Annotated in this window: 24 protein-coding genes; 15 read left to right on the forward strand and 9 right to left on the reverse strand. The window is 72.2% G+C overall.

The window, feature by feature from the left end; translation table 11 throughout:
* Positions 1-79: 79 nt before the first annotated feature.
* Entirely contained in the window at positions 80-550 is a 471-nt protein-coding gene (locus BLW14_RS09170; RefSeq protein WP_018521177.1) for a MarR family winged helix-turn-helix transcriptional regulator, read from the forward strand.
* 176 nt (positions 551-726) lie between these two features.
* Here BLW14_RS09170 and meaB read toward each other — a convergent pair whose 3' ends face one another.
* The gene (gene meaB / locus BLW14_RS09175) at positions 727-1686 is read right to left on the reverse strand and encodes a methylmalonyl Co-A mutase-associated GTPase MeaB (RefSeq protein ID WP_093706104.1); all 960 of its coding nucleotides are present in this window, start codon (positions 1684-1686) and stop codon (positions 727-729) included.
* Positions 1687-1740: 54 nt separating this feature from the next.
* Positions 1741-2943: an acetyl-CoA C-acetyltransferase gene (locus BLW14_RS09180; RefSeq protein WP_093706106.1), complete on the reverse strand. Its 1203-nt coding sequence runs from the start codon at positions 2941-2943 to the stop codon at positions 1741-1743.
* 134 nt (positions 2944-3077) lie between these two features.
* Here BLW14_RS09180 and mce point away from each other — a divergent pair, with 134 nt between their 5' ends.
* The 7 genes from mce (at position 3078) to BLW14_RS09215 (ending at position 12633) form a co-directional block, all read left to right on the forward strand.
* Complete coding sequence (gene mce / locus BLW14_RS09185) at positions 3078-3506, forward strand: methylmalonyl-CoA epimerase (RefSeq protein WP_093706107.1); 429 nt, start codon at positions 3078-3080, stop codon at positions 3504-3506.
* Between the two features lie 132 nt (positions 3507-3638).
* Entirely contained in the window at positions 3639-7433 is a 3795-nt protein-coding gene (gene scy / locus BLW14_RS09190; RefSeq protein ID WP_093706109.1) for a polarized growth protein Scy, read from the forward strand.
* Positions 7434-7618: 185 nt separating this feature from the next.
* A complete protein-coding gene (locus BLW14_RS09195; protein ID WP_093706111.1) occupies positions 7619-8557 on the forward strand; it encodes a coiled-coil domain-containing protein in 939 nt (312 codons plus the stop codon).
* 76 nt (positions 8558-8633) lie between these two features.
* The gene (locus tag BLW14_RS09200; protein WP_093706113.1) at positions 8634-9629 is read left to right on the forward strand and encodes an ATP-binding cassette domain-containing protein; all 996 of its coding nucleotides are present in this window, start codon (positions 8634-8636) and stop codon (positions 9627-9629) included.
* Between the two features lie 2 nt (positions 9630-9631).
* Positions 9632-10411, forward strand: a complete 780-nt coding sequence (locus BLW14_RS09205) for an ABC transporter permease (protein WP_093706115.1) — start codon at positions 9632-9634, stop codon at positions 10409-10411.
* 147 nt (positions 10412-10558) lie between these two features.
* Positions 10559-11761 carry an ABC transporter ATP-binding protein gene (locus BLW14_RS09210; protein ID WP_093706117.1) on the forward strand — a complete coding sequence of 401 codons (1203 nt, stop codon included), beginning with the start codon at positions 10559-10561 and terminating at the stop codon, positions 11759-11761.
* Positions 11758-12633: an ABC transporter permease gene (locus BLW14_RS09215; RefSeq protein WP_093706119.1), complete on the forward strand. Its 876-nt coding sequence runs from the start codon at positions 11758-11760 to the stop codon at positions 12631-12633. Before BLW14_RS09210 ends, BLW14_RS09215 begins: the two co-directional genes overlap by 4 nt.
* A gap of 12 nt (positions 12634-12645) precedes the next feature.
* Here BLW14_RS09215 and BLW14_RS09220 read toward each other — a convergent pair whose 3' ends face one another.
* On the reverse strand, positions 12646-12975 hold the full coding sequence (locus BLW14_RS09220; RefSeq protein WP_093706121.1) for an ATP/GTP-binding protein: 330 nt from the start codon (positions 12973-12975) through the stop codon (positions 12646-12648).
* A gap of 200 nt (positions 12976-13175) precedes the next feature.
* On the opposite strand from BLW14_RS09220, the gene BLW14_RS09225 reads away from it, so the two are divergent.
* Positions 13176-14219 (forward strand): LLM class flavin-dependent oxidoreductase, encoded by a 1044-nt coding sequence (locus BLW14_RS09225; protein ID WP_093706123.1) that lies wholly within the window; start codon positions 13176-13178, stop codon positions 14217-14219.
* 102 nt (positions 14220-14321) lie between these two features.
* Here BLW14_RS09225 and BLW14_RS09230 read toward each other — a convergent pair whose 3' ends face one another.
* Entirely contained in the window at positions 14322-14714 is a 393-nt protein-coding gene (locus BLW14_RS09230) for an SCO5389 family protein (RefSeq protein WP_018102614.1), read from the reverse strand.
* A gap of 263 nt (positions 14715-14977) precedes the next feature.
* Here BLW14_RS09230 and nucS point away from each other — a divergent pair, with 263 nt between their 5' ends.
* Entirely contained in the window at positions 14978-15649 is a 672-nt protein-coding gene (gene nucS / locus BLW14_RS09235; protein WP_093706125.1) for an endonuclease NucS, read from the forward strand.
* A 170-nt stretch (positions 15650-15819) separates the two neighbouring features.
* Here the strand turns inward: nucS and BLW14_RS09240 are convergent, their stop codons facing one another.
* From BLW14_RS09240 to BLW14_RS09255, 4 genes are all read right to left on the reverse strand, one after another.
* On the reverse strand, positions 15820-18288 hold the full coding sequence (locus tag BLW14_RS09240) for an ATP-binding protein (RefSeq protein WP_093706127.1): 2469 nt from the start codon (positions 18286-18288) through the stop codon (positions 15820-15822).
* Between the two features lie 242 nt (positions 18289-18530).
* The gene (locus BLW14_RS09245; RefSeq protein ID WP_018102617.1) at positions 18531-18854 is read right to left on the reverse strand and encodes an STAS domain-containing protein; all 324 of its coding nucleotides are present in this window, start codon (positions 18852-18854) and stop codon (positions 18531-18533) included.
* A 237-nt stretch (positions 18855-19091) separates the two neighbouring features.
* Entirely contained in the window at positions 19092-19940 is an 849-nt protein-coding gene (locus BLW14_RS09250; RefSeq protein ID WP_093710683.1) for a 3-hydroxyacyl-CoA dehydrogenase family protein, read from the reverse strand.
* 137 nt (positions 19941-20077) lie between these two features.
* Positions 20078-20719: a TetR/AcrR family transcriptional regulator gene (locus tag BLW14_RS09255; RefSeq protein WP_093706129.1), complete on the reverse strand. Its 642-nt coding sequence runs from the start codon at positions 20717-20719 to the stop codon at positions 20078-20080.
* A 79-nt stretch (positions 20720-20798) separates the two neighbouring features.
* On the opposite strand from BLW14_RS09255, the gene BLW14_RS09260 reads away from it, so the two are divergent.
* The 3 genes from BLW14_RS09260 to BLW14_RS09270 are packed head-to-tail and all read left to right on the forward strand — an operon-like array spanning position 20799 to position 22931.
* Positions 20799-21578: an ABC transporter ATP-binding protein gene (locus BLW14_RS09260; protein WP_093706131.1), complete on the forward strand. Its 780-nt coding sequence runs from the start codon at positions 20799-20801 to the stop codon at positions 21576-21578.
* Positions 21579-21595: 17 nt separating this feature from the next.
* A complete protein-coding gene (locus tag BLW14_RS09265; RefSeq protein WP_093706133.1) occupies positions 21596-22345 on the forward strand; it encodes an ABC transporter permease in 750 nt (249 codons plus the stop codon).
* A 13-nt stretch (positions 22346-22358) separates the two neighbouring features.
* Positions 22359-22931 carry a cob(I)yrinic acid a,c-diamide adenosyltransferase gene (locus BLW14_RS09270; protein WP_093706135.1) on the forward strand — a complete coding sequence of 191 codons (573 nt, stop codon included), beginning with the start codon at positions 22359-22361 and terminating at the stop codon, positions 22929-22931.
* Here the strand turns inward: BLW14_RS09270 and BLW14_RS09275 are convergent.
* Complete coding sequence (locus BLW14_RS09275) at positions 22928-23473, reverse strand: hypothetical protein (RefSeq protein ID WP_093706137.1); 546 nt, start codon at positions 23471-23473, stop codon at positions 22928-22930. The genes BLW14_RS09270 and BLW14_RS09275 overlap by 4 nt on opposite strands.
* 94 nt (positions 23474-23567) lie before the next feature.
* Here BLW14_RS09275 and BLW14_RS09280 point away from each other — a divergent pair, with 94 nt between their 5' ends.
* A complete protein-coding gene (locus BLW14_RS09280) occupies positions 23568-24755 on the forward strand; it encodes a sensor histidine kinase (protein ID WP_093706139.1) in 1188 nt (395 codons plus the stop codon).
* On the forward strand, positions 24752-25402 hold the full coding sequence (locus tag BLW14_RS09285; RefSeq protein ID WP_093706141.1) for a response regulator: 651 nt from the start codon (positions 24752-24754) through the stop codon (positions 25400-25402). Before BLW14_RS09280 ends, BLW14_RS09285 begins: the two co-directional genes overlap by 4 nt.
* Positions 25403-25512 lie beyond the last annotated feature (110 nt).

The following is a 25512-nucleotide window of genomic DNA, read 5'->3' on the forward strand; positions in this document are numbered from 1 at the left end:
ACGCCTGCGCCCCCGCGCGTGCCGGGCGTCACACGCTCCTCATTCGTCCGGCTTTCAACTTCTTAGGTAGAATCCATACATGGAGACCGAGACGGCCACCCGCTGGCTGAGCGACGCCGAGCAGTGCGCCTGGCGCACCCATCTGGATGTCGGCAGACTGCTGACACACCAGCTGGAGAAGGACCTCCAGCCATTCGGCCTGACCATGAACGACTACGAGATCCTCGTGAACCTCTCGGAGTCCGAGGACCGCCGGATGCGGATGAGCGACCTCGCGGGCGCCACACTCCAGTCCAAGAGCCGCCTCTCCCACCAGATCACCCGGATGGAGAGCGCCGGCCTGGTCCGCCGCGAGAACTGCGAGTCGGACCGCCGAGGCCTGTACGCGGTCCTCACGGAGGAGGGCGCGGAGACGATGCGGAAGGTGGCACCGCACCATGTCGCGTCCGTCCGCAAGCACTTCATGGACCTGCTGTCGCCGGAGGCGCTGGCGGAGCTGCACGCGGCGTTGACGCCGGTGGCGGAGCACCTGCGGGGGCAGCGGGGGTAGTACGGCGGCGCGCGGCCGGCCTGTTCCCCTGCCCGCCCCTTCCCGAAACCGTGGCGCTCCCCGTACCCCGCGACGGGATCCGGCGGAAGCATTCGCTCGCGCCGTGAGACGACGAGGCCCCCGCAAGCGCGGCCCGCACGCCGCGCCCACAGGGGCCCCTCAAGGACCCGGACCGGTCAGCTCTCGCCCGTCAGCCCCGCCACCAGCTCGTCCGCCGCCGCGTACGGGTCCAGGCTGCCCGCCACGATGCGTTCGGCCAGGGCGTCGAGGCGGCGGTCGCCGTGCAGGCTGCCGATGCGCTCGCGGAGGCGGGTGACCGCGATCGTCTCGACCTCGCGGGCGGCGCGGGCCGCGCGCCGCTCGCCGAGGACCCCGCGCTCCTCCATCCACGCCCGGTGCTTCTCCAGGGCCTCGACCACCTCGTCGACGCCCTCGCCCCGGGCGGCGACCGTCTTCACGATCGGCGGCCGCCAGTCGCCGGGGCCCCGGGACTCCCCGAGGCCCAGCATGTGGTTGAGCTCGCGGGCGGTGGCGTCCGCCCCGTCCCGGTCCGCCTTGTTCACGACGTACACATCGCCGATCTCCAGGATTCCGGCCTTGGCCGCCTGGATGCCGTCGCCCATGCCGGGGGCGAGGAGGACGACCGAGGTGTCGGCCTGCGAGGCGATCTCCACCTCGGACTGGCCGACGCCCACGGTCTCCACCAGGACCACGTCGAAGCCCGACGCGTCCAGCACCCGGATCGCCTGCGGGGCCGCCCAGGCGAGGCCGCCGAGGTGGCCGCGGGTCGCCATGGAGCGGATGTAGACGCCAGGGTCCGACGCGTGGTCCGACATCCGGACCCGGTCACCGAGCAGCGCGCCGCCGGAGAACGGCGAGGAGGGGTCCACGGCGAGCACGGCGACCCGCTTGCCCTGCTTCCGGTACGCGGAGACGAGCGCCGACGTGGACGTGGACTTGCCGACGCCCGGCGAACCGGTCAGGCCGACGACGTAGGCGTTGCCCGCCAGCGACGCCAGGGCCGCCATCACCTCGCGCAGCTGCGGCGAGGCCCCCTCCACCAGGGAGATGAGCCGGGCCACCGCCCGCGGTCCGCCCGCGCGGGCCTGCTCCACCAGGGTGGGGACGTCCACCATCACCGCTCCGTTCCGTTCGCTGCGTGTTCTCTTACCGCGTGTGCCCGTACCGCGTTACTTGCCCGGAACGCGCAGGATCAGCGCGTCGCCCTGGCCGCCGCCGCCGCACAGGGCCGCCGCACCGGTCCCGCCGCCGCGCCGCTTCAGCTCCAGCGCCAGGTGCAGCACCACGCGGGCGCCGGACATGCCGATGGGGTGGCCGAGCGCGATGGCGCCGCCGTTGACGTTGACCTTGTCCGAGGTGACGCCGAGGTCCTTCATGGACTGGACGGCGACGGCCGCGAACGCCTCGTTGATCTCGATGAGGTCGAGGTCCTCGACGCCGATGCCCTCCTTCCTCAGGGCGTGCCGGATGGCGTTGGACGGCTGCGACTGGAGCGAGTTGTCCGGGCCTGCCACGTTGCCGTGGGCGCCGATCTCGGCGATCCAGTCGAGGCCCAGCTCCTCGGCCTTGGCCTTGCTCATGACGACGACCGCGGCGGCGCCGTCGGAGATCTGCGAGGAGGTGCCCGCGGTGATCGTGCCGTCCTTGGCGAAGGCCGGGCGCAGCTTGCCGAGGGACTCGGCGGTGGTCTCGGGGCGGATGCCCTCGTCCTTGGAGAAGAGGACCGGGTCGCCCTTGCGCTGCGGGATCTCGACCGGGGTGATCTCGGCCTCGAACAGGCCGTTCTTCTGGGCGGCGGCGGCGCGCTGGTGGGAGAGGGCGCCGATCTCGTCCTGGGCGGCGCGGTCGAGGCCGAGGCGGGCGTTGTGCTTCTCGGTGGACTCGCCCATCGGGATGTTCTCGTAGGCGTCGGTCAGACCGTCGTACGCCATCGAGTCGAGCATCTCGATCGCGCCGTACTTGTGGCCCTCGCGGGACTTCGGGAGCAGGTGCGGGGCGTTCGTCATGGACTCCTGGCCGCCGGCCACGACGACGTCGAACTCGCCGGCGCGGATGAGCTGGTCGGCCAGGGCGATGGCGTCGAGCCCGGAGAGGCACACCTTGTTGACGGTGAGCGCGGGGACGTTCATCGGGATGCCGGCCTTGACCGCGGCCTGGCGGGCGGGGATCTGGCCCGCGCCGGCCTGGAGCACCTGGCCCATGATCACGTACTCGACCTGGTCGCCGCCGATGCCGGCCCGGTCCAGCGCCGCCTTGATGGCGATGCCTCCGAGGTCCGCGCCGGAGAAGGTCTTCAGGGAGCCGAGGAGCCGGCCCATGGGCGTCCGGGCGCCCGCGACGATCACGGAGGTGGTACCGGTCGTTCCTGACATGAGGCACAGCCCCTTGGGTTAGATGTGAACGAGGGTTTACTTGAATGTACTGAGCGGTACCCGCCCCGTCATCCGCCCGCGAGTGTGATCGCGCGCACGTTGCGTAACCATCCGCGGCGCGCTGCACTGGTCCCATGCTGACGCGAATCGACCACATCGGGATCGCCTGTTTCGACCTCGACAGGACCGTCGAGTTCTACCGCTCGACCTACGGTTTCGAGGTGTTCCACTCCGAGGTCAACGAGGAGCAGGGCGTACGCGAGGCCATGCTCAAGATCAACGATACGTCCGACGGGGGCGCCTCCTACCTCCAGCTCCTGGAGCCCACCCGGGAGGACTCGGCCGTGGGCAAATGGCTGGCCAAGAACGGGGAGGGAGTGCACCACATCGCCTTCGGTACGGCGGACGTCGACGCGGACGCCGCGGACATCCGCGAGAAGGGCGTCAGGGTGCTGTACGACGAGCCCAGGACGGGTTCGATGGGGTCCAGGATCACCTTCCTCCACCCCAAGGACTGCCACGGGGTCCTCACAGAACTGGTCACGGCGAAGACAGAGCACTGACCCCAGCCATACCCGCCCGGTAGAGTGGGCTCTTCCGGGCCGGGGCCGGGTCGGGGGCGCGCCGCGTCCCCAGCCGTTGATCTGTCACCATTCCCCGAACGTTGAGAGCTCGGGGAAGGATGGGACCGCGCAGTGCGGGGCTACGAACGCCAGGAGAGCCACCGGGCTGAAGACGACCATCTCTCGCGGTTCGAGGCCGAGATGGACCGCCTCAGGACCGACCGGGAGAAGGCTGTCCAGCACGCCGAGGACCTCGGTTACCAGGTCGAGGTCTTGCGCGCCAAGCTGCACGAGGCGCGGCGCAGTCTGGCGATGCGCCCCGCGTACGACAGCGCGGACATCGGCTACCAGGCCGAGCAGCTGCTCCGTAACGCCCAGGTCCAGGCCGAGCAGCTGCGCAGCGACGCCGAGCGCGAGCTGCGCGACGCCCGCGCCCAGACGCAGCGCATCCTCCAGGAGCACGCGGAGCACCAGGCCCGGCTCCAGGCCGAGCTGCACAACGAGGCCGTGCAGCGCAGGCAGCGGCTCGACCAGGAACTGGCGGAGCGCCGCCAGACCGTCGAGTCCCACGTCAACGAGAACGTCGCCTGGGCCGAGCAGCTGCGGGCCAGGACCGAGTCGCAGGCCCGCCGCCTCCTGGAGGAGTCCCGCGCCGAGGCCGAGCAGGCGCTGTCCGCCGCCCGGGCCGAGGCCGCCCGGCTCTCCGAGGAGACGCGTCTGCGGATCGGTTCGGAGGCGGAGTCCGCCCGGGCCGAGGCCGAGTCGATCCTGATGCGCGCCCGCAAGGACGCCGAGCGGATGCTCAGCGTCGCGGCGGGCCAGGCGCAGGAGGCCACGAGCCACGCGGAGCAGCTGCGGCTGTCGACGACCGCGGAGACCGAGCAGACCCGGCAGCAGACCACCGAGCTGAACCGGGCCGCCGAGCAGCGCATGCAGGAGGCCGAGACCCGGCTGCGCGAGTCCCGGCTGGAGGCCGAGAAGGTCCTCGCCGAGGCCAAGGAGGCCGCGGTCAAGCGGCTGGCCGGTGCCGAGTCGCAGAACGAGCAGCGCACCCGTACGGCGAAGGCGGAGATCGCCCGGCTGGTCGGCGAGGCGACCAAGGAGGCCGAGACCCTCAAGGGGGAGGCCGAGCAGGCGCTCGCCGACGCCCGCGCCGAGGCCGAGAGGCTGCGCTCCGAGGCGGCCGAGGCCGCGCGCACCGCCGCCGCCGAGGACGCGGCCGCCCAGCTCGCGAAGGCGGCCAGGTCCGCCGAGGAGATCCTGACCAAGGCGTCCGAAGACGCGAAGACGGCCACCCGGGCGGCGGGCGAGGAGGCCGAGCGCATCCGCCGCGAGGCGGAGGCCGAGGCGGACCGGCTGCGCGGCGAGGCGGCCGAGCAGGCCGACCAGCTCAAGGGCGCGGCCAAGGACGACACCAAGGAGTACCGCGCCAAGACGGTCGAGCTCCAGGAGGAGGCGCGCCGGCTGCGCGGCGAGGCCGAGCAGCTGCGGTCCGAGGCGGTCGCCGAGGGCGAGCGCATCCGGGGCGAGGCGCGCCGCGAGGCCGTCCAGCAGATCGAGGAGGGCGCGAAGACCGCCGAGGAGCTGCTCGCGAAGGCCAAGGCCGACGCGGAGGAGCTGCGGGGCGCCGCGACCACCGAGAGCGAGCGCGTCCGGAGCGAGGCCGCCGAGCGGGCCGCCGCCCTGCGCAAGCAGGCCGAGGAGGCGCTCGACCGGGCCCGCGCCGAGGCCGAGCAGCTGCGCACCGAGGCCGAGGAGCAGGCCGAGGCCGCGAGGACCGCGGCCGACGAGGCGGCGTCCGCGCTGCGCGCGGAGACGGAGCTCGCGGTCGCGGCCCGGCAGTCGGAGGCGGCCGACGAGCTGGCCCGGCTGAAGGACGAGGCCGAGACCCGGGTCACCGCCGCCGAGCAGGCGCTCGGTGAGGCGCGTACGGAGGCCGAGCGCGTCCGGCGCGAGGCGAACGAGGAGTCCGAGCGGCTCCGGGCGGAGGCGGCCGAGCGGCTGCGGACGCTCCAGGAGCAGGCCGAGGCGGAGGCCCAGCGGCTGCGCGACGAGGCCGCGGCGGACGCCTCGCAATCCCGTGCGGAGGGCGAGTCCGTCGCCGTACGGCTGCGCACCGAGGCTGCCACCGAGGCGGAGCGGCTGCGGACCGAGGCGCGGGAGAGCGCCGACCGGATGCGGTCGGAGGCAGCCGCCGCAGCGGAGCGGGTGGGAGTGGAGGCCGCCGAGGCGCTGGCCGCCGCCCAGGAGGAGGCCAACCGGCGCCGGCGCGAGGCCGAGGAGACGCTGGACGCCGCCCGCAGCGAGGCGAACCAGGAGCGCGAGCGGGCCCGGGAGCAGAGCGAGGAGCTGCTGGCGTCCGCGCGCAAGCGGGTCGAGGAGGCGCAGGCCGAGGCGCAGCGTCTGACCGGCGAGGCGGAGACCCGGGCGGCCGAGCTGGTCGCGGCGGCGGAGCAGACCGCCCAGCAGGTGCGGGACGCGGTCAGCGGGCTCCAGGAGCAGGCCGAGGCGGAGATCGCCGGGCTGCGCTCCGCCGCGGAGCATGTCGCGGAGCGGACCAGGTCGGAGGCCCAGGAGGAGGCCGACCGGCTGCGGGCCGACGCGCACGCGGAGCGGGAGCGGGCGAGCGAGGACGCCTCCCGGATCCGCCAGGTGGCCAAGGAGGAGACGGACGCCGCGAAGGCGATGGCGGAGCGTACGGTCTCCGACGCGATCGCGGAGTCCGAGCGGCTGCGGGCCGACACCGCCGAGTACAGCCAGCGGATGCGCACGGAGGCGTCGGACGCGCTGGCGTCGGCCGAGCAGGACGCGGCGCGCAGCCGGGCGGAGGCCCGCGAGGACGCCAACCGGATGCGGACCGAGGCGGCCGCCCAGGCGGACCTGCTGGTGGCCGAGGCGACCGCCGAGGCGGAGCGGATGCGCACGGAGGCGGAGCGGCAGGCCGCCAGGACCGGCGACGAGGCGGCGGGCGAGGCGGAGCGGATGCGCGCGGAGGCGGCGGCCACCGTCGGGTCCGCGCAGGAGCACGCGGCGCGTACGCGCGAGGAGTCGGAGCGGCTGCGGGCCGACGCGGAGGCGGCGGCCGAGCAGATGCGGGCCGAGGCGCGCCAGGAGGCGGACCGGCTGCTCGACGAGGCGCGCGAGGCGGCGTCGAAGCGTCGGGCGGACGCGGCCGAGCAGGCGGACCAGCTCGTCAACAAGGCCCAGGAGGAGGCGCTGCGCGCGGCCACGGAGGCCGAGGAGCAGGCCGACACGATGGTCGGCGCGGCGCGCACGGAGGCCCAGCGGATCACCTCCGAGGCGACGATCGAGGGCAACTCGCTGGTGGAGCGGGCCCGGACGGACGCGGACGAGCTGCTGGTCGGCGCGCGCCGGGACGCCACCCAGATCCGGGAGCGGTCCGAGGAGCTGCGAGCCCGGGCGGAGACCGAGGTCCAGGAGCTGCACGACCGGGCGCGGCGGGAGACGGCCGAGCAGGTCAAGACGGTCGGCGAGCGCGTCGACAAGCTGATGAAGGCGGCCACCGAGCAGCGCGAGGAGGCCGCGGCGAAGGCCAAGGAGCTGCTGGCGGACGCCAATTCGGAGGCGAGCAAGGTCCGGATCGCCGCCGTGAAGCGGGCCGAGACGCTGCTGAAGGAGGCCGAGCAGAAGAAGGCCAGCCTGGTGCGCGAGGCCGAGAAGCTGCGGACGGACGCCGAGGCCGAGGCGAAGCGCGTGGTGGAGGAGGGCCGGCGCGAGCTGGAGGTTCTGGTGCGCCGGCGTGCGGACATCAACACGGAGATCTCCCGTGTCCAGGACGTGCTGGAGGCGTTGGAGTCTTTCGAGACCCCGGGGGCGGGCGGTAAGGGCGGCGCCGCACCGGCCGCCAACGTCAAGGCCGGGGCCTCTGCGGGCACTCGATCGAGTGGCAAGCAGTCCGATGGGTAGCCGACCGGCCGTCATCCGTGGTCGCACATGGACCGTCAACCGTCCGGGTGGCAAGGGTTACGGGGGTCAGCCACCCAAAAGGGGTGTCATTCTCCAGATCAAACCGGCATCCGCTCGATGACACGCCGCTCCGGCCCCTAGGATTCCCTCTATCACCTCACCGGTCTCACTTCGACAGGAACCCCATGAGTGACCCTTCCTCCCCCTTCGGCTTCGAACTCGTGCGGCGTGGTTACGACCGCGGTCAGGTGGATGACCGCATTACCAAGCTCGTCGCCGACCGTGATAGTGCTCTCACCCGCATCACATCGCTGGAAAAGCGCATCGAGGAGCTGCACCTCGAAACGCAGAACGCCCAGGCCCAGGTGAACGACGCGGAGCCGTCGTACGCGGGTCTCGGCGCGCGTGTGGAGAAGATCCTCCGCCTGGCCGAGGAGGAGGCGAAGGACCTGCGCGAGGAGGCCCGTCGCGCCGCCGAGCAGCACCGTGAGCTCGCCGAGTCCGCCGCCCAGCAGGTGCGCAACGACGCCGAGACCTTCGCCGCCGAGCGCAAGGCCAAGGCCGAGGACGACGGCGTCCGCATCGTCGACAAGGCCAAGGGTGAGGCCACCGCGCTGCGTGCCGACGCGCAGAAGGACGCGGCCCAGAAGCGCGAGGAGGCCGACGCCCTCTTCGAGGAGACCCGCGCCAAGGCCGCCCAGGCCGCCGCGGACTTCGAGACCAACCTCGCCAAGCGCCGCGACCAGTCGGAGCGCGACCTCGCGTCCCGTCAGGCCAAGGCGGAGAAGCGTCTCGCCGAGATCGAGCACCGCGCCGAGCAGCTCCGTCTGGAGGCCGAGAAGCTCCGCACGGACGCCGAGCGCCGGGCCCGTCAGACGGTGGAGACCGCGCAGCGCCAGTCCGAGGACATCGTGGCCGACGCCAACGCGAAGGCGGACCGCATCCGCAGCGAGTCGGAGCGCGAACTGGCGGCCCTCACCAACCGCCGCGACTCGATCAACGCGCAGCTGACCAACGTCCGCGAGATGCTGGCGACGCTGACCGGTGCCGCGGTGGCCGCCGCCGGCACCCCCGCCGACGAGGAGCCCGCCTCCCGAGGCGTCCCGGCCCAGCAGACCCGCTGATTCCGGTTGTCGTACCCGCGTGCCCGGTTCCGCCTTTGTGGTGGCGCCGGGCACGCGGTCGTTCTAGCGTGAACGCATGATCGAGCTGGATGGCCTCACGAAGCGCTTCGGGAACAAGGTCGCCGTCGACCAGTTGTCGTGCGTGATCAGACCGGGAATGGTGACGGGTTTTCTGGGACCCAACGGGGCGGGCAAGTCCACCACGATGCGGATGATGCTCGATCTCGACAACCCCACCAGCGGGTCCGTGCGCATCGACGGCAAGCACTACCGCGAGCTCTCGGAACCCCTGAAGTACATCGGGGCGCTGCTGGACGCCAAGGCGATGCACGGCGGGCGCAGCGCGTACAACAACCTGCTCTGTCTGGCCCAGAGCAACCGCATCCCCGAGCGCAGGGTGGCGGAGGTCCTGGACACCGTCGGTCTGACGGCGGTGGCGAAGAAGAAGTCCAAGGGCTTCTCGCTCGGCATGGGCCAGCGCCTGGGCATCGCGTCGGCGCTGCTGGGTGATCCCGAGATCCTGATGTTCGACGAGCCGGTCAACGGGCTCGACCCGGAGGGCATCCACTGGATCCGGAACCTGATGAAGACGCTCGCCTCGCAGGGCCGGACGATCTTCGTCTCCTCGCACCTGATGAGCGAGATGGCGCTGACCGCCGACCATCTGATCGTGATCGGTCAGGGCCGGCTCCTCGCGGACACCTCGATGGCCGACTTCATCCACGAGAACTCGCGGAGCTACGTACGGCTGCGCTCCCCGCAGCAGGAGCGGCTGCGCGATGTGCTGCACCAGGAGGGCGTCGTCGCGGTCGAGGCGGCGGGCGGCACGCTGGAGGTGGACGGCGCCACCACCGAGGACCTGGGCGAGCTGGCGGCCCGGCACTCGATCGTGCTGCACGAGCTGAGCGCCCAGCGGGCGTCGCTGGAGGAGGCGTTCATGCAGATGACGGCGGGCTCGGTCGAATACCACGCCCACTCCGAGCCGGCCGGCGGCGCACCGCCGCCACCACCGGAGGGTCCGCAGTGGGGCGGGGCCTGGAACCAGCAGTCCGGCGACGGCAAGGAGGCGTGACGATGGCTTCGGTCCCCGCGGTCCTGACCTCCGAATGGACCAAGATCCGTACGGTCTCCTCCACCACCTGGACGCTGATCTCGGCGTTCCTGGTCACCGTCGCGATCGGCGCGGCCCTGTCCGCGGTGATGAACGCGCAGTTCGACGACCTCTCCGACGCGGAGCGGGCCACCTTCGACCCGACGTTCGTCAGCTTCTCCGGGATGATTCTCGGCCAGTTGGCGATGGTGGTGTTCGGGGTGCTGGTCGTCGGTACGGAGTACAGCTCGGGCATGATCCGCACCTCGCTGGCGGCCGTGCCGCAGCGGGCGACCTTCCTCTTCAGCAAGATGCTGGTGGCCGGGGTGCTGGCCCTGGTGGTCGGCCTGATCACGGGCTTCGTCACGTTCTTCCTGGGCCAGGCACTGCTGGGCGACCACGGCACGGACATCGGCGCGGACAACGTGCTGCGGGCGGTCGTGGGCGGCGGCCTCTACATGGGCCTGATCGCGCTCTTCTCCATGGGGGTGGCGGCGATGCTGCGCAGCTCCATGCTGTCGCTGGGCATCCTGATGCCGTTCTTCTTCCTGGTCTCGCAGATCCTGTCGGCGGTGCCGGGCGCCAAGAAGGTCGCCCAGTACTTCCCGGACCAGGCGGGCTCCAAGATCATGCAGGTGGTGCCGGACGCGATGAACAGCGACCCGGCGCCGTACGGGCCGTGGGCCGGGCTGCTGATCATGGTGGGCTGGGTGGCGGCCGCGGTGATCGGCGGCTTCCTCGTGCTGAAGAAGCGGGACGCCTGACCCGGACACGACCCCGGACCGGGCAGGACTCGCCCCCGTAACGACTTGGCCGGAACCGTCAAGGCGCGGATATCCTCCTAACTCTTACGGGGGCGTACGGCCGGACGGCCTGTGCCCCGACGACAGATAAGTCGATGGGGCTGGAGCATGATCGAGGCAGTCGGCCTGACCAAGCGCTACGGCGCGAAGACGGCCGTGTACAACCTTTCCTTCCAGGTGCGGCCGGGGGCCGTCACCGGATTCCTCGGTCCCAACGGGTCCGGCAAGTCGACGACCATGCGGATGATCCTCGGCCTGGACCGGCCGACGGCCGGCCGGGTGACCATCGGCGGCCACGACTTCCGCAGCCTGCCGAACGCGCCCCGCCAGGTGGGCGCCCTGCTCGACGCCAAGGCCGTGCACGGCGGCCGCAGCGCCCGCAACCACCTGCTCTCGCTCGCCCAGCTGGCCGGCATCCCGGAGGCCCGGGTCGACGAGGTGCTGGGCGTCGTGGGCCTCCAGGACGTGGCCCGCAAGCGTTCCAAGGGCTTCTCGCTGGGCATGGGGCAGCGCCTGGGCATCGCGGCGGCGCTGCTCGGCGACCCGCAGGTGCTGCTCTTCGACGAGCCGGTCAACGGCCTCGACCCGGAGGGCATCCTCTGGGTCCGCAACCTGATGCGGATGCTGGCGTCCGAGGGCCGCACGGTCTTCGTCTCCAGCCACCTCATGAGCGAGATGGCGCTGACCGCCGACCACCTGATCGTCATCGGACGCGGCCAGCTGATGGCCGACATGAGCGTCAAGGACTTCATTTCGGCCAACTCGGCCGACTTCGCCCGGGTCCGCGTCCCGGACGAGACGCCCGAGCAGCGGGAGAAGCTGACCACCACGCTGACCGAGGCGGGCGGCAGGGTCCTGTCCGAGCCGGACGGCGCCCTGCGCGTGACCGGTCTGCCGCTGCCCCGGATCAGCGACCTGGCCCACGAGTCGGACGTGCGGCTGTGGGAGCTGTCGCCGCACCAGGCGTCGCTGGAGGAGGCGTACATGCGGATGACGCAGGGCGCCGTGGACTACCGGTCGACCGCCGACCAGAAGGCCCACCTCCAGCATCCGGAGCCGTACGCGGGCTACGGGCAGCAGCCGGGGTACGCCCCGCCGCCGCAGCAGCCCGTCCCGGACGTGCCGCAGCAGGGCTGGTACGCCCCGCCGCCGCCCGGCGAGAACCCGTACGCGGCAGCGTCCGTCGCCGCGCCCGCCGCCCCCGCGCCCGCCGCCCCCGCGCAGGCGCCCACGCCCCCGGCCGAGGCTCCCGCCCCCGCCGCGGCCCCCGCAGACCTGACCAAGCGCGAGACCAGCGAGGACCCCCGATGACCACGCCGTCCACGCCGCCGGCGCCGCAGGCGCCGTACCAGCAGGCCGCGCCGCAGCAGGCGTACCAGCAGCAGCCCCAGGGCTTCTACACCTCGCCGATCCCGGTCCGGCCCGCGACGCTCGGTGACGCCATCGCCTCCGAATGGACCAAGATCCGGTCCGTGCGCTCGACCATGTGGACGCTCGGCGTCATGACCGCGCTGCTGCTGGTCATCGGGGTGCTCACGGCCGTCGCGGTCTCCGCGTCCGACTCGGACATGAACGGCACCCCGGTGCTGAGCCTCGGCTTCTTCGGGGTGCTGCTGAGCACGATCTGCGTGATCACGCTCGGCGTGATGACCATCGCCTCGGAGTACGGCACCGGCATGATCCGTACGACGCTGACGGCGTGCCCGAGCCGGGGCCGGGTGCTCGGCGCCAAGGCGCTCGTCTTCTTCCTGCTGACCTTCGTGCTCACCACCGTGATGACGTCGCTGGTCGCCCTGGTCCAGTCGTCCATGCTGGACGCGGACTCGCCCACCGGCGGGGAGTGGCTGCGCGCCACGGTCGGTGTCAGCCTCTACGTGGCGACGCTCGGGCTGCTCGCCCTCGCTGTCGGCGCGCTGATCCGGCACTCGGCCGGGGCGATTACGATCATGATCGGCGTGGTACTGCTCCCGCTCGTGCTGGCGCTCTTCATGTTCGCGAGCTCGCTGGAGGGGCTGCGGGACGCGCTGCTGGAGTACTCGGTCCCGAACCAGCTGAGCGTCTTCTACGACAACTCGGTCTCCACGTCCGGCCCGTCCGGCTGGGACCCGCTGTGGATCATGATCGGCGTGACCGCGGTGGCGATGGGCGGCGCCTGCCTGGCGATGAACCAGCGGGACGTCTGAGACCCCGGCCGCTCAGTAGCGAGGCGCGTTCCTGGACCGCTGCACCCGTGTGGTGCGGCGGTCCTTCGCGTTCCAGCAGGCCTTGTGCCAGTGCCTGCGGTCGTCGACCCCGCCGTACTCGGACCAGGCGACCAGGTGCGGTACCCCGGACGGGATCTCCTGGTCGCAACCGGGGCACCGGTAGCGCTTGCCCGCCGCGCTCGCGCCGCTGACCGGGCGTACGGACCACTCCTCGCCCTGCCACTCCTCGCTGCGCCCGCCTCCGCCGTACCGGCCCCCCGCTTCGCTCGCGCTGTCGTTGCGGCTCTCGCCGCCTCGGGGGCGGTTGCGGCGCGGGGACACGTTTCACCTCTTGCGGCGGGGACGGCGGTTCCCGTCCAGCCTAGGGCCATTCGGGCGGGGTACCCGTCGTTCCGGGCCCGAAGGCGCTGCGGGTTACCGGAAAATCGCAACAACTCCGCGCCGGACCGTGCCTTTGGCACGTGTCAGACGTTGTTGCCGGTAAGGGGAGAGTCGCGTCGGCCGCAAGGAGGCAATTGGCGATGCGCGTCGGAACGTTCGTACTGGCGGCCCAGTTTCCGGGCCAGGGACCGGGGGAAGCGCTGCACCGCGCCATCCGGTCCGCCGAGGTCGCGGAGGAGTCCGGGCTCGACTCGGTCTGGCTGGCCGAACATCATTTCGTGCCGTACGGGGTGTGCCCGTCGGCCGTGACACTGGCCGCGCTGCTGCTCGGCCGCACCCGCCGCATCCGCGTGGGCACGGCGGTGAGCGTGCTGCCCACGCAGCACCCGGTGGCGCTCGGCGAGCAGGCCGCGCTGCTCCACCTCACCAGCGGGGGCCGCTTCAGCCTCGGGGTGGGCCGGGGCGGGCCCTGGGTGGACCTGGAGGTGTTCGGCGGCGGCCTGGAGGCGTACGAGAAGGGCTTCCCGGAGTCCCTGGGGCTCCTGCTCGACTGGCTGCGCGAGCCGCGGGTCGCGGGCCGGGGCGAGCGGTACGCCTTCCAGGAGGTGGCGGTCGTCCCCCGGGCCGACGAGCTGCTCGACGAAGAGGGCGCGGGCGGCTGCGGCGGGCCCGAGGTGATCGTCGCGTGCACCTCGCGCAAGACGGTGGAGATCGCCGCCGAGAACGGCCTGCCGATGCTGCTCGGGATGCACTGCGGGGACGAGGAGAAGGCGGAGATGGTGGCGCTCTGGCGGTCCCGCGCGCTGGCGGCCGGCCATCCGCCGGAGCGGGTGCACGGGGCGGGGCACGTATCGGCGGGCGTGGCCCAGATCGCGGACCGCACCGAGGACGCCGTCGAGACGCTGGTGAAGGCGATGCCCGGCTGGCTGCGCCAAGGGCTCGGCGCGCATGTGACCGTCGACGGCCGGCACCGCGTGATGCGGGACCCCGTCGGTTACGCGGAGCTGCTGTGCTCGCTTCATCCGGTGGGCACACCGGAGCTGGCCGCCGACCGGCTCGCGGCCACAGCGGAGCGCACGGGCATCACCCGCTTCGCGCTCCTGGTGGAGGGTTCCGGAGATCTCGTCGCCACGGAGGAGAACGTAGCGCGGCTGGGCACGGAGGTACGGCCACTCCTCGAATGACCCCCGCGCACGGACAGAACGGTGTACGGCGGTGTGCGCGTACGGGAGCCGCCGCCCCGGACCAGTTGCACCTCCCGCGGCCCGGAACGGCGACGGAAGCGTTCAGCAGTCCCGTAGTTCGGGCGACTGGTTGAGCAACTGGCCCCTTACCGAGGTGAACTTGGCCAGTCGGTCGTCGACCGAGGCGTCCAGCGGGAACACCGCGACGCGGTGGCAGTTCTGGAATGCGAGACGCACCCCGAAGTGCCGCTGAAGCGCGCCGCGTATCGCATCACTCGCGAGCGCACGCAGCAGCTGACCACGTGCCTGCTCGTTGGGCGGCGGCGTCTGGTTGTCGGCGAACTCCCCGCCGTCGACCTTCAGCTGAGCCACCAACGAGCTGATCATCTCCCATGCGTAGGGCAGGGAGGTCCGGACGCAGTCGACGAAGTCGGCTTCGTCGACCTCGCCTCGCTCGGCCTGTTCCAACAGAGCCGGTGAGACGTCGAGCGACATGGGTTCTCCTCTCGCGGCCCCGGCGGGCTGCCGGAACCTTACGGGCAGGGAAGGAGGGCGACGACGCAGCGTGCACACGCGGCGACCTCCTGCATCCACGGTAAGGGCGCAGTCCGGGCCGCACCAGGAGATTGGGAACACAACCGGCCAATAACGAAGGGGTTCAAAGAGGGGCAAGACAGAAGGCGTCACGTTTGGACGGGACGGGAGTGACGGATGGGTGAATCGCGCCGGGCCCCGGTCGTCGAGTAGCGTTGCCGACCATGCGTCTCGTCATCGCCCGCTGCTCCGTGGACTACGCGGGCCGGCTCACGGCCCACCTGCCCTCCGCTCCCCGCCTCATCCTGGTGAAGGCGGACGGGAGCGTGTCGATCCACGCCGACGACAGGGCGTACAAACCGCTCAACTGGATGTCGCCGCCGTGCACCCTGAAGGAGGGCAGCGGGGACGCCGAGGGCGTCTGGACCGTGGTGAACAAGGCGGGCGAAAAACTGATCATCACTATGGAGGAAATCCTCCATGACTCGTCCCACGAGCTGGGCGTCGATCCAGGGCTGATCAAGGACGGTGTGGAAGCGCACCTCCAGGAGCTGCTCGCGGACCGCATCGAGATCCTGGGCGAGGGCTACACGCTGATCCGCCGCGAGTACTTCACGGCCATCGGCCCGGTCGACATCCTCTGCCGCGACGCGGACGGGCAGACGGTCGCCGTCGAGCTGAAGCGCCGCGGCGACATCGACGGCGTCGAGCAGCTGACCCGCTACCTGGAACTCCTCAACCGCGACCCGCACCTGGCCCCGGTGAAGGGCATCTTCGCCGCCCAGGAGATCAAGCCGCAGGCTAGGGTCCTCGCCACGGACCGCGGAATCGGCTGCGTGGTCCTGGACTACGACGCGATGCGAGGCATCGAGGACGACAAGCTCCGCCTGTTCTGACTCCCGCCGGGTCCGGGCGGCCCTTTCAAGCCCGTCCGGCGCTTGAGGACGGAACCCCAGGGCCGGGGACCCGGCACCTTCCGGACGGGCCGCGCCACCCCAGCCCGTCCGGCGCTTGAGGACGGAACCCCCGCACCGGGGACCCGGCACCTTCGGGACAGGCCGCGCCGTCAGGCCCCGTCGCCCGAGGGCGACCCCTCGCTCACCGAGTCGGACGTGTCCGGCACCGTCGGCGGATCCGACGTCTCCGAATCCGTCGGATCCGGCGTGTCCTCGCTCCCGGTCGGCGACGGACTGCCCGACTCCGTCTCGCTCGGCGTCGACTTGGTCGACGTAGGCTTCGGCTTCGTCTTCGTCGGCGTCGGCTTCGACGGCGTCACCGACGACTCGGTCGCCCCGGGCGACGACGGCGTGTCCGGGGACGACGGCCCGTCCGAGGAGGAGGACGGCGTGGCCGAGGACGACACCCCCGGCGAGGCCGACCCGCTCACCGACGGTCCCGGCGACGCGGACCCCGACCCCGACCCGGACGGCGAAGCAGTCGTCGGGTCGCCCGCCGTCACCTCCTCGTCGTACACCCCGTCGTCATCCGGCACCTCCTGCTCGGTCGACGTACCCGCGCCCCCCTGCGGGTCGCTGTTCGACGTCAGCCCGAGTGTGACCACCGTGCCGAGGACCCCTGCCAGCAGCACCCCGGCCCCGGCTGCCACGAGGTTGCGCCGCGCCCCGCCGATGAGGGCCAGCGGGCCACCCCGCCGCACCCCCTTCCCCACCGCCGACGGCGGCAACGGGACCGAAGCCACCACCGCCGTGTCGTCGTCGAACGTGCGCTGTGCCGACACCGGCGCGACGCCCGGCACCCCCAGCGGCGGCGACGCCGTGAACGCGGCGGCCGTACCGCCGTCGCCCGCCACCGGACCGCCGCCGGCCCGGTCCTCGACCAGCGCGAGGGCCCGCCGCCCGGCCACCGCACCGCTCTTGTCGGCGAGCGCGCCGCGCATGCTGATGGCGGTCTCCAGCTCGGTCCTGGCCCGGTCGGGGTGACCGGTGCAGAGCGCGAGGACACCCAACTCGTGGTGGAAGTACGCCTCTTCCGCGACCTCCCCGGCGAGCCGCCCGGCCTCCTGGCCGATCCGCAGGGCCCGCTCCCAGGCCCCCCAGTGCAGCCCGGCCGCGAAGGCGGGGGCCGCGCTGCGGGCGAGGAGCACGGCGGCGCTGGTCCGGCCGGGCCCGTCCCCCGGCACCAGCCGGCTCATGGCAGCGATGATCGCGTCGGCCTCGGCGGCGGCGCGTGCGGGGGTGACCGAGGGGTGCCCGGTCCACCAGGCGTAGTGCTGGGCGGCCGTACGGGCCCGGTCGGCGGTGTCGTCGTCGTAGCCGGCAGCGGCCAGCTGGGCCAGGACCCCGGCGGCCAGCCGGTAGCGGGGGCCGGCGGGCGAGAGCAGCCCGCAGCCGGCCAGTTCGCCGAGCGCGGCGTCGGCGTGGGTCTCCCCGACGAGCGCCGGCAGGTGCGCCTGGTGCGGCACCTCGCCGCCGAGCGCCACCGCGAAGCGCAGCGTGTCGCGGGCGGCGCCGCTCAGCCGGGAGGCGAGCAGGGCCGCGGGCGCGGCGCCCTCGCCGAGGCTGGGCAGCGGCACCTCGGCGTTCTCGGCGCCTTCGGGCACGGGCGCCGCGTCGGCGGGCCGGTTCTCCAGGTACCCGTACTCGTCGTACGCGGTGGGGTCGGTGCGCAGCTGGTCGCGCTGGCGCAGCAGCGCGCCGGCCTGGACGAACCGCAGGGGCAGGCCCTCGGACTCGAACCAGAGGTCCCCGGCCCAGTTGGCCTCCTCCTCCGTGAGCGGCCGTTCGACGACGCGTGCGAGGAGGTCGAGGGAGGTGGCACGGTCGAGGCCGGTGAGGAAGACCTCTTCGAGGGGGGAGTCGGCGCCGGGCGCGGCGACGTCGGGCGTCGCGGCGAGCAGGAAGGCGCACTCGGGGGTCGCGTCGAGCAGTTCGCCGAGGGCGGCGCCGCCGAACTCCAGGTCGTCCAGGACGACGACGGCGCCGGTGGTCCGCAGCGTGTCCAGGAGGAGGGCCCGGTCCGGGCGGTGGAGGGGCGCGTCGTGGACTGCGTCGAAGAGCGCGTGCAGCAGGTCGGACGCGGTGCGCTTGTGGCCGTTGAGGCGTACGACTCCGTCGGGCGCGAACTCCGCGCAGTCGGCGGCGACGGCGTCGAGCAGGGCGGTACGGCCGGAACCCGCCGGTCCGGAGAGCCGGACGGAGCGGCCGCCGGCGAGCAGCCTGGTCAGCCGTTCGCGCTCGTCGTCGCGCCGGAGCAGGGGCAGTTCGGGGACGGGCGGTCCCGGCGGCACGGGGGGCGCCGCGGCGCGGGCGCGGTCGGCGCGGTCGGCGGGGCTGCGGCGGACGGGGGCCGGGGGCTGCTCGCCGGGCGGGCAGGGTTCGACCTCGCTGCCGTCTATCGGGTTGACGGTGAGCATCAGGTCACCGGCGACGAGGGTGACCACGCGGGCCTGTTGCGGTGTTTGCTGACCGAAATCCGGAGTCAGCGGGTCCCGGGAGGGCCGGCGCCGGCCGGCTTCCTCGGCGAAACCCTTGCTGTCGTGGCCGAACTCTTCCGGCCCCCGGTGTATCGGGTCCATCGCCAAAGCTCCCAAGACGCGTCGAGCACGGGTGCCCCGCCCGGCCTCGTACGTCCGGATGCCGCTCACGGTCCGGTGTCCGCCGGGTGGGTCCGTCAATCGGCAGACGGCCGAACCCTAAACCTTCGCACAGTATCTACGAACACCCGGGGTGGCGTGCCGCCCCGCAGATCACGGTCTCGTGAGGATTGTGTGCCCTGAGCCGTACGGTCACTCGGGCGGCCCGCCGGGCCACTGCGCGTTCAGACGCGCGGCAGGGACTCCGCGGCGATGCCGCCCTCGATGGCGAGGATGCGATGCAGCCGGGTGGCCACCAGGAGGCGTTGCATCTGCGGAGGCACCCCGCGCAGCACGAGGCGCCGCCCGGCGCGTCCGGCCCTGCGGTGCGCGCCCATGATGACGCCGAGTCCGGTGGCGTCCCACGAATCCAGCTCGGTGAGGTCGAGGACCAGATCGCCGACGCCGTCATCGAGGGCCGAGTGCAGGACCGTACGGGCGTCCGCCGCGCTTCGGACGTCGAGGCGGCCCCCGACGACCAGCTCGGCGTGGTCGCCCCTGATGTGCATATGCGCTCCCCTGGAATGCTCCGTGGCCCGGTCCGTCTGTCCGAAACTGTCTCTGCCCCAACTGACTGCGGCAGCGACAGGGTAGTTGCCGTCTGTAAGCGAACCGATACCCAATTCACTCCGAGGAGTGATGCGGGATGGCTGCGGACCCGGGTGGATCCACTGGCTCCGGACGGTCTTCCCCGAACGGCGCCCGGCCTGCTTGACAGCGCAACAGCCGGACCGGACCGAAAATGATCAGTAGGTGTAGAAGCCCTGCCCGCTCTTGCGCCCGATGTCACCTGCATCGACCATCCGGCGCATCAGCTCCGGGGCGGCGAACTTCTCGTCCTGCGACTCGGTGTAGATGTTGCTCGTGGCGTGCAGCAGGATGTCGACGCCGGTCAGGTCGGCGGTGGCCAGCGGGCCCATCGCGTGGCCGAAACCGAGCTTGCAGGCGACATCGATGTCCTCGGCCGTGGCGACGCCCGACTCGTACAGCTTGGCGGCCTCGACGACGAGCGCCGAGATCAGCCGGGTGGTGACGAAGCCGGCCACGTCACGGTTGACGACGATGCAGGTCTTGCCGACGGACTCGGCGAACTCCCGCGCGGAGGCGAGGGTTTCGTCGCTGGTCTTGTAGCCGCGTACGAGCTCGCAGAGCTGCATCATCGGGACCGGCGAGAAGAAGTGGACGCCGACGACACGCTCCGGGCGCTCCGTCACGGCCGCGATCTTGGTGATCGGGATGGCGGAGGTGTTGGAGGCGAGCACGGCATCGTCCCGGACGATCTTGTCGAGCGACCGGAAGATCTCGTGCTTCACCTCCAGCTTCTCGAAGACGGCCTCGACGACGACGTCCGCGTCGGCGACGGCGTCCAGGTCGGTGGTCGTGGTGATACGGCCGAGGGCGGCCTCGGCGTCGCCGGCGTCGAGCTTGCCCTTGGAGACGAACTTGTCGTAGGAGGCCTTGATGCCGTCGCGGCCGCGGGCCAGGGCCTCGTCGGTGACGTCGCGCAGCACCACGTCCCAGCCCGCCTGGGCGGAGACCTGCGCGATGCCGGACCCCATGAGTCCGGCTCCGATGACGGCGAGCTTCCTGGCCACGTTGGCACCCCTCTGTATGTGTCGGTGGTTCTGGTCCATGCCATGCCCTCCGGCGGAGGTTAGTACCCGGGGCGCGCGCTGGGGCTGCGAAGAGATGCGCGTCACGTCTCAAATGACGGACATCACACCGGGACGCCTCATTCGGCGGCGCGCCGGGCGTAGTTGAGTACCTTTTCGCCCAGCAGGTCCTCGATGTCGTCGAGCAGCGCGAGGGCGTCCCGGGAGACCTCGGCGGGCTTGCGGCCGGACACCATCTCGCGGCCGATGTGAGCCATGAGCGTGCTGTGGACCCAGGAGAGCTGACCGGCCACCAGGACCGGCACCCGGTCGCCGGGCCCGGCGCCGCTCACCTCCAGGAGGGTGGCCTCCAGGTGCTGGGCGGCCTCCTGCTGGATGTGCCAGAGGCGGGCCTTGAGGCTGTCGGCGCCCTCGATGACCCGCATGAAGCGGTCGTACCCCTCCATCAGGCCGACGGTGGGCGAGACGCTCTCGACCTGGATGCGCAGCTCGCGCAGGACGGCGTCGGCGGCGGACTCGCCCTTGTCGCGTCCCCTCACGTACCGCGAGAGGCGTTCGACGACTCCCTGGCCGCGGTCGAGGAACAGGTCCTCCTTGGCCGGGAAGTAGTTGTAGACGGTGTTGACCGAGACGTCGGCGGCATGGGCGATCTCGGCGATCGTGACCGCGTCGAAGCCGCGCTCCAGGAAGAGGCCGGTGGCCACGTCCGAGAGGTGCTGCCTGGTCTGCCGCTTCTTGCGCTCCCTGAGTCCCTCAGCCATGGCCCCATCGTAGAACGCCTGGAGTCTCTGAATGTTTGGAGTCATTGCATTTTTTCAGTGACTCTGTTTTCTTAGGGGCATGACCGTCATCAGCACGTCCGGGCTCGCCCGGACCTTCATGAGCAGGACCGGCCCGGTCGAGGCCGTCCGTTCCCTCGACATGACCGTCGCGGCCGGCGAGATCGTCGGCCTGCTCGGACCCAACGGCGCGGGCAAGACGACCACCCTGCGCATGCTCACCACGCTGCTCTCCCCCACCGGCGGCGCGGCCACCGTCGCCGGCCACGACCTGGCCACCGACCCGGCGGGCGTACGCGAGCGGTGCGGTTACGTCGCCCAGTCGGGCGGAGTCGACCCGCACACCACCGTGCGGGAGGAACTGGTCACCCAGGGCCGGATGTACCGGCTCGGCAGGGCGGGGGCGGTTGCCCGGGCCACCGAACTCGCCGCGGAACTCGGCCTGTCGGACCTGCTCGACCGCCGCACCGCCACGCTCTCCGGCGGCCAGCGACGGCGGCTCGACATCGCCATGGGGCTCACCCACCGCCCCGCCGTCCTCTTCCTGGACGAGCCCACCACCGGTCTGGACCCGGGCAGCCGCGCCGACCTCTGGGACCTGGTCCGCCGGCTCCGCGACACCGACGGCACCACCGTCGTGCTCACCACGCACTACCTGGACGAGGCGGACGCCCTCGCCGACCGGCTCGTCGTCGTCGACGGCGGCCTGGTGGCCGCGGAGGGCACCCCGGCCCAGCTGAAGACCCGGTACGCGGGCTCGCCGCACGCCTCGCTCCAGGACGCCTTCCTCGCCCTCACCGGGCGCGCCCCCGCCGCCGACGCCGCGCCCCTCGCGGTCTGACACCCCTCGGGACACCCATGCTGCTGCACGACACCGCGCTGGTCTTCGGGCGCTACGCCCGCCAGACCCTGCGCTCCAGGTTCCAGATCCTCTTCGGCATCCTGATGCCCCTGCTCTACCTGCTCTTCTTCGGACCGCTGCTCACCGGTCTGCCGCTCGGCGGGGGCGTCGACTCCTGGCAGGTCCTGGTGCCCGGACTGCTGCTCCAGCTCGGCCTGTTCGGCGCCTCGTTCGCCGGGTTCGGCCTCATCATCGACAAGTCGACCGGGGTGGTCGAGCGGATGCGCGTGACCCCGGTGAGCCGGGCGGCACTGCTGCTGGGCCGGGTGCTGCGGGACGCGCTGCTGTTCGTGTTCCAGGCGGTGCTGCTGGTGCTCGTCGCCGTAGTGATGGGACTGCGCGCACCGCTGCCCGGGGTGCTGATCGGCTTCCTGTTCGTCGGCCTGCTGACGGTGTCGCTGGCCTCGCTCTCGTACGCGCTCGCGATGCGGGTCTCGACACCGCAGGAGTTCGGCCCCGTCATCAACTCGCTCACGGTGCCGGCCATGCTGCTGTCCGGCCTGATGCTGCCGATGACGCTCGGCCCGAAGTGGCTCGACGTGCTCTCGCACTTCACGCCGTTCCGCTACCTGGTGGACGCGGTCCGGGACGCGTACGCGGGCACGTACGCCACCGCGCACATGCTGTACGGGGCGCTGGTCGCCCTGGGCTTCGCGGCGCTGGCCGTGACGGTGGGCACACGTGTCTTCCGGAAGGCCGGGGCGTAACTAGGCTGGCCGCATGGTCAATCTGACGCGCATCTACACCCGTACCGGCGACAAGGGCACCACCGCCCTCGGCGACATGAGCCGCACCGCCAAGACCGATCTGCGGATCTCCGCGTACGCCGACACCAACGAGGCCAACGCGGTCATCGGCACCGCGATCGCCCTCGGCCAGCTGGACGAGGACGTCGTGAAGGTCCTCGTCCGCGTGCAGAACGACCTGTTCGACGTGGGCGCGGACCTGTCCACGCCGGTCGTCGAGGACCCGAAGTACCCGCCGCTGCGCGTCGAGCAGTCGTACGTCGACAAGCTGGAGGGCGACTGCGACCACTACCTGGAGCAGGTGGAGAAGCTCCGCAGCTTCATCCTTCCGGGCGGTACGCCGGGCGCCGCGCTGCTGCACCAGGCGTGCACGGTGGTCCGGCGCGCCGAGCGGTCCACCTGGGCGGCGATGGAGGTGCACGGCGAGGTGATGAACCCGCTGACGGCGACCTACCTCAACCGCCTCTCGGACCTGCTGTTCATCCTGGCCCGGGTGGCCAACAAGGAGGTCGGCGACGTGCTGTGGGTGCCGGGCGGCGAGCGCTAGGAGCTCGGGCCGGGCGCCCGTTTCGGGAACACCGTGTAGCTCGCGGCGATCACCAGGTTGATCCCGACGACCAGGAGCATCGTGCGCTGCCAGGACCGCAGCGAGCTCACGTCCCCGTCACCGCCCACGTACCAGACGGCCGCCTGGAGCAGCGCCAGCGCGGTCGCCGCCGCGACGGTCCAGCGGGCGGCGACCTTCCACTCGTGCACCGCCCGCGCCTTGCCGTACTTCGGCGGCTTCACCGGGGGCGGGCCGCCGGCGAACCGGTGCGCGACGCGGGCGTCGGCCCACTTGATGGTGGAGTGCCCGAGGCCGACCGTGAAGCCGATGTAGACCGCGGCGAGCCCGTGCTTCCAGTCGGGTTCCGCGCCGTTCTTCAGGTCCACGGCGGTCACCGCGAGCAGGACCAGCTCCAGCACCGGTTCGCACAGCAGCACGGCGGCGCCCAGGCGCGGCCTGCGCGCCCCGTAGCGCAGGGCCAGGCCGGCGGCCAGCAGCACCCAGAAGGCGATCTCGCAGGCGACGATCAGAGTGACGATCACGGGTCCGCTCCTTTTCGCTCCCTTCCAGCCTGGCCGCCGTCCCGGCCCCGGTCATCGGCCCCGATGACGACACCCGACTGCATACTTCGATGTAGTGCCGACTCTCCGCCCGCCCCGCCCCCACCGCGACGACGTGCTCATCGCGGTCTCCGGGCTGCTCGGCGGACTGGTGCTGTGGCTGCTCGACCTCTACATGCGGACCGGTGACGTTCTCGGGGACACCCGCCTGCCGCTCATCCCGCTCGTCGTGATGTCGGCGGCGGAGCTGCTGCGCAGGACCTCGCCGCGCACCGCCCTGGCCGTCGGCAGCGTCGCGCTCGTCGCGGACCAGTGCACCCACGGCAACCTGGCCACCGTGGCGATGTACACCGACGTCATGTACGCGGCCGTGCTGTACGGAACCCCGGCGGCCGCCCGCCGCATCCCGGTCGTCACCTTCCTGATCTCCCTCGTCGTCACCATCGGCTCCCTCGCCTGGACCCGCAGCCCCGAGGCCCTGCTCGTCGGCATCGTCACGGCCCTCGTCGTCTTCGTGCCGGCCCTCACCGGGGTCAGCGTGCGCAACCACCGCGACGCCGCCGAGACGGCCCGGCTGCGCGCCGACCAGACCGCCCTGCTCGCCGAGATGGACCGCACCCAGGCGGTGACCGCCGAGCGGGCCCGGATGGCGCGCGAGCTGCACGACCTGGTCGCCAACCACCTGTCCGCGATCGCCATCCACTCCACCGCGGCGCTCTCCATCGACGACCCGCAGACCTCGCGCGACGCGCTGGGGGTGATCCGCGAGAACAGCGTCGACGGTCTGGCCGAAATGCGCCGTCTGATCGGGCTGCTGCGCACCGGGGCCGCCGACCCCGAGCCCAGCAGCTCGCCCACGCTCGGCTCACTCGACGCGCTGGTGGCGCAGCAGCGCGCGAACGCCTCGGCCGACGGGCTGACCTTCGCCCTGGACGACACCAGGGACGGACGGGAGCCGTTGCCGGCGCCGGTCGAGCTGGCCGCTTACCGCATCGTGCAGGAGTCCCTGACCAACGCGCTCAAGCACGCGGCGCCGGGCCCGGTCACGGTGCGGCTCGGGCAGGCGGGGCGGCGGCTGACGGTGGAAGTGAGCAGCGTGCTCGGTGACCGGCCGGTGCCGCGGGCCCCGGGGTCGGGGGCCGGTCTGGTGGGGATGCGGGAACGGGTGGCGCTGCTCGGCGGGGAGTTCGGGGCGGGGCCGGTGGACGGGATCTGGCGGGTGCGGGCGGAGCTGCCCGTGGACGAGGGAGCGGTGGGTTCATGACGATCCGGGTGCTGGTCGCGGAGGATCAGACGGCGGTACGGGCGGGACTGGTGCTCATCCTCGGCAGTGCGCCGGACATCGAGGTCGTCGGGGAGGCCGGAGACGGCGAGGAGGCGGTGCGGCTGGCCCGGGAGCTGCGGCCGGACCTGGTGCTGATGGACGTACAGATGCCGCGCATGGACGGGGTTTCGGCCACCCGGCAGGTGGCGGAGGAGGGACTGGCGGACGTGCTGGTGCTGACGACGTTCGACCTGGACGCATACGTGTTCGGCGCGCTGCGGGCGGGGGCGTCGGGCTTCCTGCTGAAGGACACCGAGGCGGCCGGGCTGCTCGACGCGGTGCGTACGGTGGCGCGCGGCGAAGGGCTGATCGCGCCGGCCGTGACGCGCCGGCTGATCGCGGAGTTCGCGGGGGCCTCCCCCGTACGCCCCGCACGGGCGCCGGACGCGTCGGTGCTGGAGACGCTGACGCGGCGGGAACGGGAGGTGCTGGGGTGTCTGGGCGAGGGGCTGTCGAACGCGGAGATCGCGGTGCGGCTCTCCATGGCGGAGGCGACGGCGAAGACCCACGTCAGCCGGTTGCTGGGGAAGCTCGAGCTGCGCAGCCGGGTCCAGGCGGCCGTGCTGGCACAGGAGTTGGGCGTCTGAAGGTTTATTCCGGCGGCCCACGATCTTTGGTCTGGACCTCTTGACGATTGGTCCAGACCTTCCTAATCTCACCGAACACACTGCGGTGAGCCTGCCATGACAAAAGCGGG

The organism is Streptomyces sp. 2131.1 (assembly GCF_900105515.1).
Classification (GTDB): domain Bacteria; phylum Actinomycetota; class Actinomycetes; order Streptomycetales; family Streptomycetaceae; genus Streptomyces; species Streptomyces drozdowiczii.